At 58.8% G+C, this 15,242-nt stretch carries 12 protein-coding genes; 3 read left to right on the forward strand and 9 right to left on the reverse strand.

Going from position 1 to position 15,242, the window contains the following annotated elements; translation table 11 throughout:
• Positions 1 to 130: 130 nt before the first annotated feature.
• From HU754_RS16005 to tpx, 3 genes are all read right to left on the reverse strand, one after another.
• Entirely contained in the window at positions 131 to 3,232 is a 3,102-nt protein-coding gene (locus HU754_RS16005; protein ID WP_186624727.1) for an MdtB/MuxB family multidrug efflux RND transporter permease subunit, read from the reverse strand.
• On the reverse strand, positions 3,229 to 4,536 hold the full coding sequence (locus tag HU754_RS16010) for an MdtA/MuxA family multidrug efflux RND transporter periplasmic adaptor subunit (RefSeq protein WP_186624726.1): 1,308 nt from the start codon (positions 4,534 to 4,536) through the stop codon (positions 3,229 to 3,231). The genes HU754_RS16005 and HU754_RS16010 overlap by 4 nt, the downstream gene beginning before the upstream one ends.
• A 175-nt stretch (positions 4,537 to 4,711) precedes the next feature.
• Complete coding sequence (tpx, locus tag HU754_RS16015) at positions 4,712 to 5,212, reverse strand: thiol peroxidase (RefSeq protein ID WP_186624725.1); 501 nt, start codon at positions 5,210 to 5,212, stop codon at positions 4,712 to 4,714.
• A 342-nt stretch (positions 5,213 to 5,554) separates the two neighbouring features.
• Between tpx and HU754_RS16020 the strand changes: the two genes are divergently transcribed.
• Complete coding sequence (locus tag HU754_RS16020) at positions 5,555 to 5,980, forward strand: YciI family protein (protein WP_099759035.1); 426 nt, start codon at positions 5,555 to 5,557, stop codon at positions 5,978 to 5,980.
• A 102-nt stretch (positions 5,981 to 6,082) separates the two neighbouring features.
• Here the strand turns inward: HU754_RS16020 and HU754_RS16025 are convergent, their stop codons facing one another.
• The gene (locus tag HU754_RS16025) at positions 6,083 to 6,547 is read right to left on the reverse strand and encodes a hypothetical protein (RefSeq protein WP_225919912.1); all 465 of its coding nucleotides are present in this window, start codon (positions 6,545 to 6,547) and stop codon (positions 6,083 to 6,085) included.
• A 149-nt stretch (positions 6,548 to 6,696) separates the two neighbouring features.
• On the reverse strand, positions 6,697 to 7,065 hold the full coding sequence (locus tag HU754_RS16030) for a DUF6124 family protein (protein WP_186624724.1): 369 nt from the start codon (positions 7,063 to 7,065) through the stop codon (positions 6,697 to 6,699).
• A 644-nt stretch (positions 7,066 to 7,709) separates the two neighbouring features.
• Here HU754_RS16030 and HU754_RS16035 point away from each other — a divergent pair.
• Positions 7,710 to 9,338 (forward strand): J domain-containing protein, encoded by a 1,629-nt coding sequence (locus HU754_RS16035; RefSeq protein ID WP_186624723.1) that lies wholly within the window; start codon positions 7,710 to 7,712, stop codon positions 9,336 to 9,338.
• Complete coding sequence (locus HU754_RS16040; protein ID WP_186624722.1) at positions 9,335 to 10,330, forward strand: DUF3829 domain-containing protein; 996 nt, start codon at positions 9,335 to 9,337, stop codon at positions 10,328 to 10,330. The genes HU754_RS16035 and HU754_RS16040 overlap by 4 nt, the downstream gene beginning before the upstream one ends.
• A 49-nt stretch (positions 10,331 to 10,379) precedes the next feature.
• On the opposite strand, the gene HU754_RS16045 is transcribed toward HU754_RS16040, so the two are convergent.
• The 4 genes from HU754_RS16045 to HU754_RS16060 form a co-directional block, all read right to left on the reverse strand.
• Entirely contained in the window at positions 10,380 to 11,054 is a 675-nt protein-coding gene (locus tag HU754_RS16045) for a DUF3313 domain-containing protein (protein ID WP_186624721.1), read from the reverse strand.
• Between the two features lie 770 nt (positions 11,055 to 11,824).
• Positions 11,825 to 12,799: a hypothetical protein gene (locus HU754_RS16050; protein ID WP_186624720.1), complete on the reverse strand. Its 975-nt coding sequence runs from the start codon at positions 12,797 to 12,799 to the stop codon at positions 11,825 to 11,827.
• 233 nt (positions 12,800 to 13,032) lie between these two features.
• The gene (locus HU754_RS16055) at positions 13,033 to 13,512 is read right to left on the reverse strand and encodes a DUF934 domain-containing protein (RefSeq protein WP_186624719.1); all 480 of its coding nucleotides are present in this window, start codon (positions 13,510 to 13,512) and stop codon (positions 13,033 to 13,035) included.
• Positions 13,509 to 15,182: a nitrite/sulfite reductase gene (locus HU754_RS16060; protein WP_186624718.1), complete on the reverse strand. Its 1,674-nt coding sequence runs from the start codon at positions 15,180 to 15,182 to the stop codon at positions 13,509 to 13,511. Before HU754_RS16060 ends, HU754_RS16055 begins: the two co-directional genes overlap by 4 nt.
• Between the last annotated feature and the right edge of the window lie 60 nt (positions 15,183 to 15,242).

A 15,242-nucleotide genomic window follows, 5' to 3' on the forward strand; every position in this document is an offset into this window, starting at 1 on the left:
CCAACGTCACACCAATCCCCTGTAGGAGTGAGCCTGCTCGCGATAGCGGTGTGTCTGTTTACATTGATGTTGCAGGTGCCGGCCTCATCGCGAGCAGGCTCACTCCTACAAGGGTTATGTGTTCGGACAGTCATACCGACGCCTCTTCAGTGTCAGCATTGGTCTTGCCAAAGCGCCGACCGAGGCGGTCGAAATACAGGTAGATCACTGGCGTGGTGAACAGCGTCAGCACCTGGCTGACCAGCAGACCACCGACCATCACCAGACCCAGCGGCTGACGCAATTCAGCACCTGAGCCCGTGGCGAGCATCAACGGCACCGCACCAAACAGCGCCGCCAGCGTGGTCATCAGAATCGGCCGGAAGCGCAACAGCGCCGCCTGATAGATCGCCTGTTCCGGCGCCATGCCTTGCGTGCGCTCAGCATCGAGGGCGAAGTCGATCATCATGATCGCGTTCTTCTTGACGATACCGATCAGCAGGATGATGCCGATGATCGCGATCATGCCCAGATCATTGCCGCTGAGCAGCAACGCCAGCAAGGCACCGACGGCCGCCGACGGCAAGGTCGAGAGAATGGTGATCGGGTGAATGTAGCTCTCGTACAGCACGCCGAGCACGATGTACATGGTCACCACCGCCGCCAGAATCAGCAGCAAGGTGCTCGATAGCGAAGCCTGGAACGCTTCGGCCGCGCCCTGGAACTGGGTCTGCACGCCGACGGGCATGCCGATGTCTTTCTGCACCTGTTCGATGATGTCGACCGCATGCCCCAGCGCCACACCGGGCGCGAGGTTGAACGACATCATTACCGCCGGGAACTGGCCGATATGGGTGATCGCCAGTTGCGCCTGACGCTCCTCGATATGAGCCAGACTCGACAGGCGTACCTGCGCGTCATCGGTGGTCTTGACGTGAATCTGGTCCAGCGCCTGCGGGCCGATCTTCTCTCCGGCCTGGGCTTGCAGCACCACGCGGTACTGGCTGGCCTGGGTGTAAATGGTCGAGATCTGCCGCTGGCCAAAAGCGTCATAGAGCGCATCGGTGATGTTCGCCACCGAAACGCCAAGGCGTGAGGCGGCATCGCGGTCGATCACCAGATAGACCTGTAAACCCTTGTCCTGCAAATCACTGGCAACGTCGGTCAATTCCGGCCGTTGGGCCAGCGCTTCGACCAGTCGCCCGCTCCACTGGCTGAGCAGTTCGGAATCCGGCGAGGACATGCTGAACTGATACTGGGTCCGGCTGACACGGTCTTCGATGGTCAGGTCCTGCACCGGCTGCATGAACAGGCGGATGCCGACCAGTTTGTCCAGTTGCGGTTGCAGGCGCGCAATCACTTCAGTGGCGCTTAGATCGCGATCGCCATGGGGCTTGAGGTTGATCAGCAAGCGGCCGCTGTTGAGCGTGGCGTTATCGCCGTCGACACCGATGTAGGACGACAGGCTCTGCACCGCCGGATCTTGCAGAATGATTTTCGCCAGTTCCTGCTGACGCTCGCCCATCGCGGCGAAGGAGATCGACTGCGGCGCTTCGGAAATGCCCTGAATCACCCCGGTGTCCTGCACCGGGAAGAAGCCTTTCGGCACGACCATGTAAAGAAATACGGTCAACCCCAGCGTAGCGATGGCCACCAGCAAGGTCAGCGGCTGATGTTTGAGCACCCAGCGCAGCATCCGCCCGTACTCGGCAATCATCCAGTCAATCACCGCGCCACTGGCCCGGTAGAAACGGCCCTGCTCATGTTCTTCCGGCTCACGCTTGAGCAGACGCGCGCACATCATCGGCGTCAGGGTCAGCGAGACCACCAGCGAAATCAGGATCGCCACGGCCAGGGTGATGGCGAATTCGCGGAACAACCGCCCGACCACGTCGGCCATGAACAGCAGCGGGATCAATACTGCGATCAGCGACAGGGTCAGGGAAATCAGGGTGAAGCCGATCTGCTTGGCGCCCTTCAGCGCGGCCTGCATCGGGCTGTCGCCCTCTTCGATGAAGCGCGCGATGTTCTCGAGCATGACGATGGCGTCGTCGACCACAAAACCGGTGGCAATGGTCAGCGCCATCAAGGTCAGGTTGTTAACCGAGAAGCCGGCCAGGTACATCACGCCGAAAGTGCCGATCAGCGATAGCGGCACGGCCACTGACGGAATGATCGTGGCACTGGCGCGCCGCAGGAACAGAAACGTCACCATCACCACCAGGGCAATGGCGATCAGCAATTCGTGTTGCACGTCAGTGACCGAGGCGCGGATGGTCTGCGTGCGGTCGGTCAGTACCGTCACTTCGAGGCCGGCCGGCAGGTTGTCGGTGATGCTCGGCAGCAGCGCCTTGATGCGGTCGACCACTTCAATGACGTTGGCACCCGGCTGACGCTGGATGTTCAGCAAAACCGCCTGATTCTGGTTGGCCCACGCAGCGAGGCGTTCGTTTTCGGCGCCATCGACAATTTCCGCCACGTCCTTGAGCCGCAACGGCGCGCCGTTCTTGTAGGCGAGGATCAGGTTGGCGTAATCCTTGGGCGAGGTCAGTTGGTCGTTGGCGTCGAGCATCGACACCCGCGTCGGGCCGTCAAAGTTGCCCTTCGGCTGGTTGACGTTGGAAGCACTGATCAAGGTGCGCACGTCCGCCAGGTTCAAGCTGTTGGCCGCCAACGCTTCCGGGTTGACCTTGATGCGCACGGCCTGACGCTGACCGCCGGCAATGCTGACCATGCCGACGCCGCTGATCTGGGCAATTTTCTGCGCCATGCGCGTATCGACCAGGTCATTGAGTTTGGGCAGCAACATGGTTTTCGAGGTGATCGCCAGGGTCAGCACCGGGGTGTCCGCCGGGTTGACCTTGTTGTACACCGGCGGCGCCGGCAAATCGGTGGGCAGCAGATTGGTCGCGGCGTTGATCGCGGCCTGCACCTGCTGCTCGGCGACGTCCATGTTGATGTCGAGGCTGAAGCGCAGGGTCAGCACCGAAGCACCACCGGAACTGGTCGAGGCCATTTGCGTGAGGCCCGGCATCTGCCCGAACTGGCGCTCGAGTGGCGCAGTTACGGCACTGGTCATCACATCCGGGCTGGCGCCGGGATATAAGGTCATGACGCGGATGGTCGGGTAATCAACTTGTGGCAGCGCAGAAACTGGCAGCAAGCGATAAGCGATCAGGCCGGCCAGAACAATGGCCAGCATGCTCAGGGTGGTGGCTACCGGTCGGAGGATGAACAGCCGCGAAATGTTCATGCGCCCTTCTTGGCCTTATCGGTGACAGCAGCGTCAGTCGGGGTGGCGGCAGATTTGCCTTGCAGGTGTTCAGTTGGAGTGGTCGGCACTTGGTTGCTGTCGTTGACCACTTCCACTTCGCTGCCTTCCTTCAGACGGTCGGTGCCTTCCAGCACCACGCGGTCGCCGGCGGCCAGGCCTTCGGTGATCACAGTGTTTTCGCCATCACTGGCGCCGATCTTCAATTGGCGAATGGTGACTTTCTTGTCGCCATCCAGTGCATAGACGAAGGTGCCGTTGGTGCCGAACTGGATGGCCGCCGACGGTGCCAGCACCACGCCTTTCAGCGTGTCAGCGAGCAAGTGAACGTTGACGAACTGGTTGGGGAACAGCGCCTGATCACGGTTATCGTAGCGGGCCTTGAACTTCAAGGTGCCGGTGGCAACGTCGATCTGGTTGTCGAGGCTTTGCAGAACGCCGCTGGCTTGCAGCTTGCTGTCGCCGCGATCCCACGCCTCGGCCGGAAGTTTGGCGCCGCTGCGATAACGCGCGAGCACGGTTTCGAGGCTGTTTTCCGGCAAGGTGAAAGCGACGCTGATCGGTTGCGTCTGGGTGATCACCGCGAGGGACGTGGTGTCATTGGCGGTGACGAGGTTGCCGACGTCGACCTGGCGCAGACCGACACGGCCGGCAATCGGCGCGCGGATCTTGGTGAATTCGAGATTGAGCTTGGCGTCGTTGACTGCGGCCTGGTTGGTCTTGACCGTGCCCAGATACTGACCGACCAGCGCTTCGGCGGTGTCCAGCGTCTGTTTGGCGATGCTGTCCTCTTTGTACAAACCGCGATAACGCTCGACATCGACCTGAGCGTTTTTCAGTTGCGCCTGATTCTGCAGCAGAGTGCCTTCGGCTTGTAGCAAGGCGTTCTGGTACGGGCGTGGGTCGATCTCGGCCAACAGGTCACCGGCCTTGACCATCTGCCCTTCTTCGAAATTGATCTTGACCAGCTCGCCGCCCACCCGGCTGCGCACATTGATGGTGTTGAGCGCGGTCACCGTGCCCAGCGCCTTGTAATACAGCGGGAAGTCGCCAGTAACCGCCGGCGCCACACGCACCGGAATCGGCCCGGTGCCGCCACCGAAGCCCGGCCGCATCATCCCCGAACGCCCGGTGTGCCCGGCCGCCGCTTTGTCAGCGCCCTCTTTGTGGGCTGAACCGGTGGGCCAGAATTTCCAGCACAGGACGGCGATCACCAACAAGACCAGCAGGCTGATCAGCCAGCGACGGGAGTTACGAGGGGACGATTGCATGGAGTCATTAACCATTGGGCGCGTGGGCTTCTTTTACGGGAGGCTGAACGATAAGCACTGGTGGGGAAATAGCAAAGCAGCTTTACCGGCAATTTACCTTCAACTTACGTTTCAAGGTGTGAGGCAAAACACTGATACACAAATGAAAACGGCCTGGACAGGGCCAGGCCGTTAACAATTGTAAAAGCGCTTACTTGAGAACGGACAGGGCCGCTTCGTAGTTAGGCTCTTCAGCGATTTCCTTGACCAGTTCGCTATGCAGGACGTTGTCGTTTTCGTCCAGCACCACAACGGCGCGAGCGGTCAGGCCTTTCAGCGGGCCGTCAGCGATGGCCACGCCGTAGTTCTCGATGAACTCGGTGCCGCGCAAGGTCGACAGGTTTTGTACGTTTTCCAGACCTTCGGCGCCGCAGAAACGTGCCTGGGCGAACGGCAGGTCAGCGGAGATGCACAGCACCACGGTATTGGCGATGTCGTTGGCCTGAGCGTTGAACTTGCGCACGGAAGTGGCGCAGGTCGGGGTGTCGACGCTTGGGAAGATGTTGAGGATTTTGCGCTTGCCGGCAAAGTCTTTCAGGGTGACGTCGGACAGATTGCCGGCAACCAGAGAAAAGGCTGGCGCCTTGGAACCGGCTTGTGGCAACTGGCCGTTGACTTGAACCGGATTGCCTTTAAGGGTGACTTGAGCCATGACTTGAGTCCTTCTGATGTTTTGATTGGAAAGCATGCAAGAGGCCGAAGTTAACCACGAAATGGTCCGACGACCTATGCCCTGTTTGGAAATTGTTGGGTGCCTGCGCGAAAAATTGTATACAAAACCACAACCATTCTCCTGTAGGAGTGAGCCTGCTCGCGATGGCGGTCTGTCAGTCAACATCTGCGTGTATGACACAACGCCATCGCGAGCAGGCTCACTCCTACAATTAGATCTGCGGTGTGAAAAATTCTCCGCACTTTTACCAGAGACCCTGTCGATTCAAGCGTGGCCCGTTCGACTAAACAACGAATCCCCACAATCCACGGAGTAACCGCCATGCGCTTCATGATCCTTGTCAAAGCCAGCGCCGATTCGGAAGCCGGCATCATGCCCAGCGAAGAACTGATCACCGCGATGGGCAACTTCAACGAAGAACTGGTCAAGGCCGGCATCCTGATCGATTGCGATGGCCTGCACCCGAGCAGCAAAGGCGCTCGCGTGCATTTCTCCGGGGACAAACGCACGGTTATCGACGGGCCGTTCATCGAAACCAAAGAACTGGTGGCGGGCTACTGGATCTGGGAAGTGAAATCAAAAGAAGAAGCCATCGAATGGGTCAAGCGCTGCCCTAACCCGATGCCGGGCGAGTCTGATATTGAAATCCGCCAGATATTTTCTGCAGAAGACTTCGGCGCTGAGTTCACTCCTGAAGCGCGAGAACAGGAAGAGCGTGTCCGCGAACAGGCCAAGAAAAACGGCTAACCGGGTATCGCGTGTAGGAGCTGCCGAAGGCTGCAATTTTTTGATCTTGAAAAGCAAAGTCAAAAGATCACAGCCTCGTTTCACTCGACACCTGCAAAATCGTCAGTCGGGCATCGATCGGATGATGTCGGCCAGATCATCTTTGGTTATTTCATTGGCCTTGATAGCTGCGGCGACATCTGCTTTGGAAAGCGGAAAACGTTTGAAAATTTCTTTCAAGGTTTCCTCATTAACATTGGCCAGCCAGAGCGGATCGATAAATGAGCCGCCATACTCAGGCTTCATGGGTACTTCTTCGTGTGCAATTGCACCTTTATGGTTGAGATACACAACATAACGGTCGTGCCCTTCAGGAAAGCTTTTATCGTGATAAAGCGTGGTACCCAAAGGCAGGACATAGTAGTTCTCGTCGCCATTTGGCCCTTCAATCAGCAACGGCTCTTTGGTTTTGATCATTTTCCTGTCGTGCCCTTTCCCGATATCACCAAAAATCAGAAAAGCCAAAAAAACCGCATTGACGGATAAAACTGCCACCAGCCATAGGCTAATCCGCCTTTTCGTAGTCATTTTTCTTATCAAGCCTTTGCTCCTGCAATTTTCACAGTTATGCCCAACCGTCTTTCAAGGGACGCTCTGCGTTCCAGCTTGAGAATTTGACGCAGAGCGTCAGGGGCTGCATTCCCACGCAGAGCGTGGGAACGATCATTCAAGGGAGATCAGTTCTTGACCTCGACGTGATCCAATGCCTGATTCACCGCGAGTTCCCCCAACATGACGACCTGTGCGATACCCAGTGCAGTCTTGCGCTGCGAGGTTTCCAGCGAGGCGGCGAAGTTCATCAGCATTTCACTGGCCGAGCCTAGGGTTTCGCTGGCGTTGGCGAGCAGGGATTCGGTGTTGTACCTGGGATTGGCGAGGTACATGGGTTCCGGCTCGTTGGCGCTGGACATGATGCGGGCGGCGGGATTGAGGTAGTAGTCGAGGGCGCGGTCGGCGGCTTCGTGGAGTTTTTTACTGTCGACTGAGGCGTAGGGGGATGTGGTGTCGGCGTCTGATTCTGGGGGATTGGGTGTTGGCTTTTTCATAGTGTTTTCTCTATCCGAACGGTGGAGCTGGTCCATTCGGCTTCCGGTCGAATGGGTGGCAGCTGTACGCAGGCTGGAAACCCGGGGGACAGAGAAACCCGGACGACCCGAAGGTCCCCCACGCACAGCCGCCATAACTAAGTACGCACCAAAAAAGGTGCGCAAGCATACGTCATGAACGGTGCTGTTGCGTTCAGTTTTCCCCCGGGGTTTCCAGTCCCGGTCGCTGATTTGGCAGCGACGAACACAGGCTAGAGACCCGACGTCCGACGGACAACCTGAAAACCTTGTGGGAACGTTCCGCAAATTCCAAACAACGTTTAAACATCCCGAATTGAAATACGCATATGTAGTAGCGGCCGAAGGCTAGAGCCGCGATCGGACGAACTTTTGATTTTGCATTTAAAAAACACGATCAAAAGATCGCAGCCTCGTGTCACTCGCCAGCTCCTGTCGCCAGTGCGCCGTCCGCTTGCAGGGTCAGTTGGCGGGTGATGCCCGGCAACGGCGGCAACCCGTACTGCCGCTGGTTTGTCGACCAATAGCAACAGCTGAGGACTTTTCCACGCGAAACAGGTAGGGTGCGCAAAATCAAAGTGCCATCACTGGACCGCGTCGCAGGTTTTCATGGAGTTGTACACGCAATGAGTTGCTGGACCGTCCTTGGCCTTACGGCCGACGCCGATACGCGCAGTATCAAACGCCAATACGCCGCCCTGCTCAAACAGACCCGTCCGGACGAAGACGCCGAGGGCTTCCAGCGCCTGCGTGACGCCTATGAGCAAGCCCTGAATTACAAGGAATGGGCGCAGGCCAGCGAGGACCAAGGGGCTGATGAAGACGCCTGGGACTTGACCGGTCTGACCGTAGTCGAAGTCGACGCCTTGCAGCAGGCGACGCGCTCGCTGGCCGACACCAGCCTTGCACAATTGCAACAGCGCCATGCCCTCGCCGTTGAGCAGGGTTGCGCGCATATCCTCGAAGAGACCCTGCTGCAGCATTGCATCGAGCACCCGGATACATCGGCGCCGATGGTCGATTGGGCGGTGCAGACGTATCACTGGTTCAGTGCCTGGCAGCGGCTGGAACTGGACGAGGAATCCATCGAACATTTGCTCGATCACCAGCGGGAACGCATGACTAGACCGCTGCGTGATGCCCTCGAACGTGAGGACAGTGCGGCCTTTTTGCAGGCCTACGCACAGTGCGCGCAATACCTCTGGCTCGACGCTGAAGTGCACCGGCTGTGGTTCAACTTGTTCCTCAGTCGATTGCTGCTGGACAGCGAATACTGGTCTTCCGCTATTTTCGAACAGGTCTGCGCGGGCCAGGGCTGGCATTCCGGTCCGACCAACCGTTGCCCGAAAGATGAATGGAAGCGTCTGGTCGCGCGCCATGAAGCTCCGATTTTTATCGCGCAACAGCGTCAACTCGCCGAAGAGCCGCCCGCCACCGCCGAACACCGCGCCGCCCGCCTGTTGCTCGGTACTGGCCCGTTCAGCCAGCGTCGCGCATTGGCCCGGCGCCTGCGTGAGAAAGATTGGGAGCATTGCCGACATTTGAGTTCGGCGCTGTATGCCAATCATCCGAAGGTCTGCGCAGAATTGCCGGGTGGCACCGCGTTTTTCTGGCGCGACTGGGAACTGAAACGCGGCGAATGGCCGACCTACGTTGGCGTGGTGCTGGCCTGTCTGATCGGTGCATTTACTCATTTCATCCCGCTGGGGCTGCGCGTCACCGGGCTGATCAATATCGTCATGACCTCAACAATCGTGTTTGGCGTGATCGCTGCGGGTATCAACTGGCTGACGCACGAACTGGCGCACACCCATTGGCTGCTGGATGACCGCCTCAGCGCGCGGTTGTGGCCGGGTTTTGCCAAGGACACTGCGCCGTTCGGCGTACTGCGCGATCTTATTCCCTGCGCATTGATGGTGGCCGGACTCTGCTGGTTTTTCGGCCCCATCGCTGGCGTCGTTTATGCGGCCACGCTGGCCAGCGTGGGTTTGATTCGTCGCCGTCAGGTCAAGCCGCACACGTCCTGGGAAAAGACCAACCTGCCGGTGAAAATCGGCCTGACGCTACTCGGCGTTGTCGCTCTGGTGCTGGTGCTGGGCGTGTTCAAAGTGGCCGCCAGCCAAGGCACGGTCAATCGCAATCAGGGCCTGCAACCCTGGGCCGAGCGTTTGTGTAGCCGGTTGCCGGCGAGTTCTTTCGATTGCGGCGCCCCGGCCACCCGCGAGCAGTGGTATCCCGCGGAGGCACGGCCATGACGTCGAGATTCATGTTTGTCAGCGGCGTTGTGGTCGTTCTGGTGGTGATGGGGCTGTCGAGCGCGACCCGGCCATTCCTGAAGCTCGACCTGTGGCTTGATCAGCGCGACTCAGTGGTGACCGCACAGGCCAATGCGTTGAGTCCGATCATTGCCTGCGTCAACCGTGTCGATGTGCACTGGCGCAACGCCTACGACAAAAACCAACATCAGCGGCCAACCGCCGATGCGTTCGGAAAGTATATTTCCGAGCCTCAGGATTTCGATAACAGTGATGCGTTCACTGTGCGTGACATCCAGGAGGATACCTGCCTGCGGGATATCAACGAAAAGCTTGAGCTGCTGGCCTACCAGCCAGCGCTGTCGCAGAAAGTCCGTGACTACGCGCAAGCACTGAAGTGGGCATCGGTGATTTCGCCACCGACTCGACTCGATAAAAGTGCGAGCTTCTTTGTCGTCCCGTTCAACCAGACACCGCGAGTTCTGGCGCAAATTCAGACCGCCAGCAATGCCTATCTCAGCGCATCGACTGCCTTGAGAGAAGAACTGCTGCCACTGGACATCGCGCAGCGATCCGAACAGCTCAAACTTCTTGAGGCACGCGTAGGCAAGGAGATCCACTGGTCGCTACTGGCGTATATGATTCAGGCGCGAGAGACATTGGAGCGGCTGGAGGACGGGATGAAGCATCGCACCCTGACCCCTCAAGCCGTGGCCGAAACCACCGCTGATCTGCAACAGGCGTGGAATCGCGGTGGGCCTTTCATCGGCCCGCGTGAGCCTGGTTTCCGTAACAAAGACGATGATGCGCGCGAGCTGTGGCGGCACATCCGTGAGCCTGCGCAGCACTATCTCGAAGCACTGAACACCCTGCACAGGGATTGGCAGGACCGCGCCGAACCGCAACGTTTGAGCGACGACTATTACGCCGTCACCCGTGGCTACGACGCCTTGCTCAGCCATTACAACCGCCAGGCACGCGCCAATTTCTGAGGGTGTGCACAGGCCGGACGGTCCTCGCGGACAATCCGGCCTCGTGCGCTTACTTGGCTTTCTTGAGCTTCAGATACGACTGACGCAGGTCCGAGGCCCAGCCATCAATGACGGGTTTGACGTCATTGGTGCTCATTGCCTGCGAATCATTTTCCAGTGGCTTGCCGGTGCCTTTGCGCACCACTTGCGCGACGACCTTGTTATTCGCGCCATCGAGGAACACCGCTTCGGTGGCCAACGTAGTTTCCTGATCGCGAATACCACTGGCGGTGCTGACCGCAGCGGCGACCAGCGCAATCGGAATTACCTCGTAAGCATGCAGGCCTTCGGTGGAGCTGCTCACGGCGGTGATTGCCGCACGCACCACAATCACGCCCGGGCCAGGACCGGCGGCCAACGGCAAGTCTTTGCCGATCTCACGTTTGAGCGCCTGATCGTAGTAGGAAGTGATGCCATTGAGGGTTTGCTGGGAGATTTTCGCGGTCGGTTGCGGTTTCGGGTAGAGCTGAGTCGGCTCGATGTACACACTGGTGAATTTCCTGACGTCGACCTTTGGATCGATCCAGCGCATCACCTCGGCACCGGACGGGGATTTGGCCTCCTTGAGCTGGCTGTAGTCTTTGAGGAATCCTGAGTACTCTTTCGGGTCGACGGTTTTGCTGGAACAACCCACCATTGCGACGGTGGCAATGCACAGAGTGCCCATCATCACTGCTAGCTTCATGCTGTAACTCCTGTCAGAAGGCCGAAAACTTTGCCTGGGGGAATTACAGGTATAGCTAAAACTTCAGTAATTGCGATTGCACAGCACAATATTCACGCAAGGCTGCGCGGAGGATCACAAGCGTCATTTGAAAGACGTCGAGCATCCGGCAATGCTGCATCGAGCTCTTGGTCATTGGTGAACTTCAAGAATCCGCTGCACTGGAACAATCTGAGCCAGGACGCCCGCAGATGCTGTTGCAGGGCTGGAAGAAGATGAACATGGGCGATCCGGCGCTTAAGTGACCGGCTGGAAATTGTCTTCCCTCACCCTAGCCCTCTCCCAGAGGGAGAGGGGACCGATTGGGGGATATTCAAGAGATGCACCGACGTGAACGATTGGCTTTGAATCCATAATCGACTCGGTCTGTCGCGTCGGTGTCGCTCGCCAGACAACTCGGTCAGTCCCCTCTCCCTGAGGTAGATAGAGGAGACCGATTGGGGGAGATTCGAGAGATGCACCGACGTGATCGATTGGCTTTGAATCCATAATCGACTCGGTCTGTCACGTCGGTGTCGCTCGCCAGACAACTCGGTCAGTCCCCTCTCTCAGAGGTAGATAGAGGGGACCGATTGGGGGATGATTCGAGAGATACACCGACGTGAACGATTGGCTTTGAATCCATAATCGACTCGGTCTTTCACGTCGGTGCAGGACGCCAGACAACTCGGTCAGTCCCCTCTCCCTCCGGGAGAGGGTTAGGGTGAGGGGCTTTTCAGGGGTTCACCCCGTTACCAGGACGAAGTCTCACCACTGCGCAACGCCATCTCCCGCCGGCTGTTGATGTGCATCGCCTTGATCAAGGACACCGTGCCCACCAGCAAAATCGCCGCGCCCAACAGGAAGTCGATGTTGTACAGCTGAAAATCCTGCACCGGCCCTATCAGCAGCACCCGCACGATCGCGGCGCCCAACAGCGTGGCAAGGAAGTCGATCCCCGGTTCATTGCGGTAAAACACCAGCAGTAACGGCAGGCACAACACCAACAGCAGCAACAACACCACCACCTTGAACGAACCTTTGCGCTCGACGCCGAAGGCACATTCGTGCGGCCCGTACGCCTTGTAATCCTCGTCGCGGATCATCGAGGTTTTCTCGTTGATGTAGTCGACGCGGTTGTATTTCTGGATCGGCGTGAAGGTGTTGGACATCTCCATCAACGTGGTGATGTTCTTGAAGCGCAGGTCGATGCGCTCGCTGCCCTTGAGGTAATAAAGCACCGGTTTATAGCCGTAGCGATAGCTGTCGAACGGGAACTCGGTGACCTGACCCTGTACGCCAATCGGGCGCGGTTCAAGTTCGGCGTAGGCGCTTTTGTTGGTGGCTGACAGGTTGCGGCTCAGCGGCTGCACCTTGACCTGCTCAAGGAAGATCGGCGTGACGCCGTAGGACCATTGCAACGGCTCCAGTCGCAAACGCAGTTCATTGCGAGCGAGGTCGTAGCGGTTGAAGGTGCGTTCGGAAACCACCAGGGAACCACTGAGCATGAACTCGCCGCGCAGGTTATTGGTGACGCGCAAGGTCAGCTGGTCCTTGCCCAGCAACGCCGCTTCTGTAGTAGGCGGTGTGCCACACCACGCGGTGCTTTCGCCGACGCCGCCGAGCTGGCCGTCGCGGTTTTCCTTGAATACATAAAAGTAACTGGCCCACAGCGTCACCATTAACAGCAACGCTGTGAGGCCGAGGATTTTTTTGCCCGGACTCACTGATCAGACTCCCTTCTTCGGTTCCATCGTCCAGCCGAAAACCCGCTGGCGACGGCGACTCTACCAAAAGGCCACCATCGACCCAAGGGAAAATGCCCGATTCAGGAGGTTTCTAGGGGTTTCCCCGGTGGCAAAAGCCAGATCAAAGATCGTCCGAACGCGGCCCGAACCTGCGGCAGCTCCTACCCTTGACCTCATGTAGGAGCTGCCGCAGGCTGCGATCTTTTCAAGCGTCAGCGCCGCCGGAACAGCGGGCGTGGTTCGATGACTGAGCGCCCATACAGCACGCTCATCCCGGCCAATCCTTTCAGTGCATCCTCAGCCGATTTGTCCTCACGCACCGCGAAACTGTCGAACCCGCACTGGCGCATATGGCTGAGCTGATCACGCAGCACATCGCCAATCGCGCGCAACTCCCCTGCCCAGCCGAACCGACTGCGCAGCAGATACGCCTGACTGTAAGCACGCCCGTCGCGAAAGCTCGGAAAATCCAGTGCAATCAGCGGTAACGAGGCCAGCCACGGCACCAGGCTTTCGACCTCATCATCCGGGCCGAGCCACACGGCGTTGGTCGACGGCGATTCCAGCCAATGCGTCAGTGGCAATATCAGCAAACCCTCCGGCCTTAGCGTCGATGGTTCGCGCATCAACGTCCACGGATCGTCTGTCACTATCCGCGCTACACCCTGCTCCAGCCGCAACAGATTGTTCATACCGCCGCCTCCAGCGTCTTCGGATAGACCCGTTCCTTGAACGGCTCCAGGCCAATCCGCGCGACGGTGTCGACAAACAGTTCCTCGTGCTCGCGATAGCGCACAAACGTGCCGATGATCCGCTCGATCACCTGTGGCACCTCGGCGGCGCTGAACGACGGGCCGATGACTTTGCCCAATGCGCTGTTTTTGCCCTGCGCACCGCCGAGGGTGATCTGATACCACTCGCTGCCGTTCTTATCGACGCCGAGGATGCCGATATTGCCGATGTGGTGGTGGCCGCAGGCGTTCATGCACCCAGAAATATTCAGGCTGATATCACCCAGATCATGCAGGTAATCGAGGTTGTCGAAACGTGCCTGAATCGCCTGGGCGATCGGGATCGATTTGGCGTTGGCCAGTGCACAGAAATCGCCACCGGGGCAGGCAATGATGTCGGTCAGCAGGCCGACGTTGGCGCTGCCCAGATCGTGTTTACACGCCAGTTGCCACAGCGCATAGAGGTCGGTTTTCGCCACGTCAGGGAGGACGATGTTCTGCTCATGGGCAATACGAATTTCGCCAAACCCGAAACGCTGCGACCAGTCCGCCACCGCCAGCATCTGCGCGCCGGTGACATCCCCCGGCGGCGCCGCAATGCCCGGTTTGGTCGACAGCACCACGCTGGTGTAACCCGGCACCTTGTGCGGTTGCACATTGCGCGCGACCCAACGGGCAAACGCCGGGCTTTCGGCTAGGCGCGTGCCGAAGTCCAGATCGGTGTCGGCCAGGGTGTGATAAACCGGCGGCACGAAGGCACTGGCGACCCGCTGATATTCGGCTTCGGTCAACTGCGCCGGGCCGTCCTTGAGGTGCTGCCATTCCTCTTCGACTTCCTTGGCGAACGCCTCGATGCCCAATGCCTTGACCAGAATCTTGATGCGCGCCTTGTACTTGTTGTCGCGCCTGCCGTGGCGGTTGTACACCCGCAGCACGGCCTCGACGTAGGACAGCAAATGCTGCCACGGCAAACCTTCGCGAATCTGCAAACCGAGGATCGGCGTGCGCCCCAGACCACCGCCGACGATCACTCGCAGAAGCATCTGCCCATCGCGGCCGGGGTAAAGGTACAGGCCGATGTCATGCATCATGATTGCCGCGCGATCCTGCTTGGCCGAGCAAATGGCGATCTTGAATTTGCGTGGCAGAAACAGGAATTCCGGGTTGATCGTCGACCACTGCCGCAGGATCTCGGCCAACGGGCGCGGGTCGATCAGTTCGTCCGCCGCGACCCCGGCGAACGCCTCGGTGGTGATGTTGCGCACGCAGTTGCCGGAGGTCTGGATCGCATGCATGTTGACCTGCGCCAGACGCTCGAGGATATCCGGCACCTCGGCGAGTTCGATCCAGTTGAACTGCATGTTCTGTCGCGTAGTGAAGTGGCCGTAACCACGATCGTAATCACTGGCGATGCTCGCCAGGGTGCGCATCTGCTCGGCGCTCAGCGTGCCGTAGGGAATCGCCACGCGCAGCATGTAGGCGTGCTTCTGCATGTACAGGCCGTTTTGCAGGCGCAGCGGCAAAAACTCCTCTTCGCTCAACTCCCCGGCCATGAAGCGCTCGACCTGATCGCGGAATTGCGCAACACGCTCGAACACCAGCGCCCGGTCGTAATCATCGTATTGATACATGCACACCTCATCAGAATTGATCACGGATCAAAACACAGGATTTTCCCAGACTATGGCCGA

It is taken from the genome of Pseudomonas zeae, assembly GCF_014268485.2.
GTDB classification, from domain to species: domain Bacteria; phylum Pseudomonadota; class Gammaproteobacteria; order Pseudomonadales; family Pseudomonadaceae; genus Aquipseudomonas; species Aquipseudomonas neuropathica.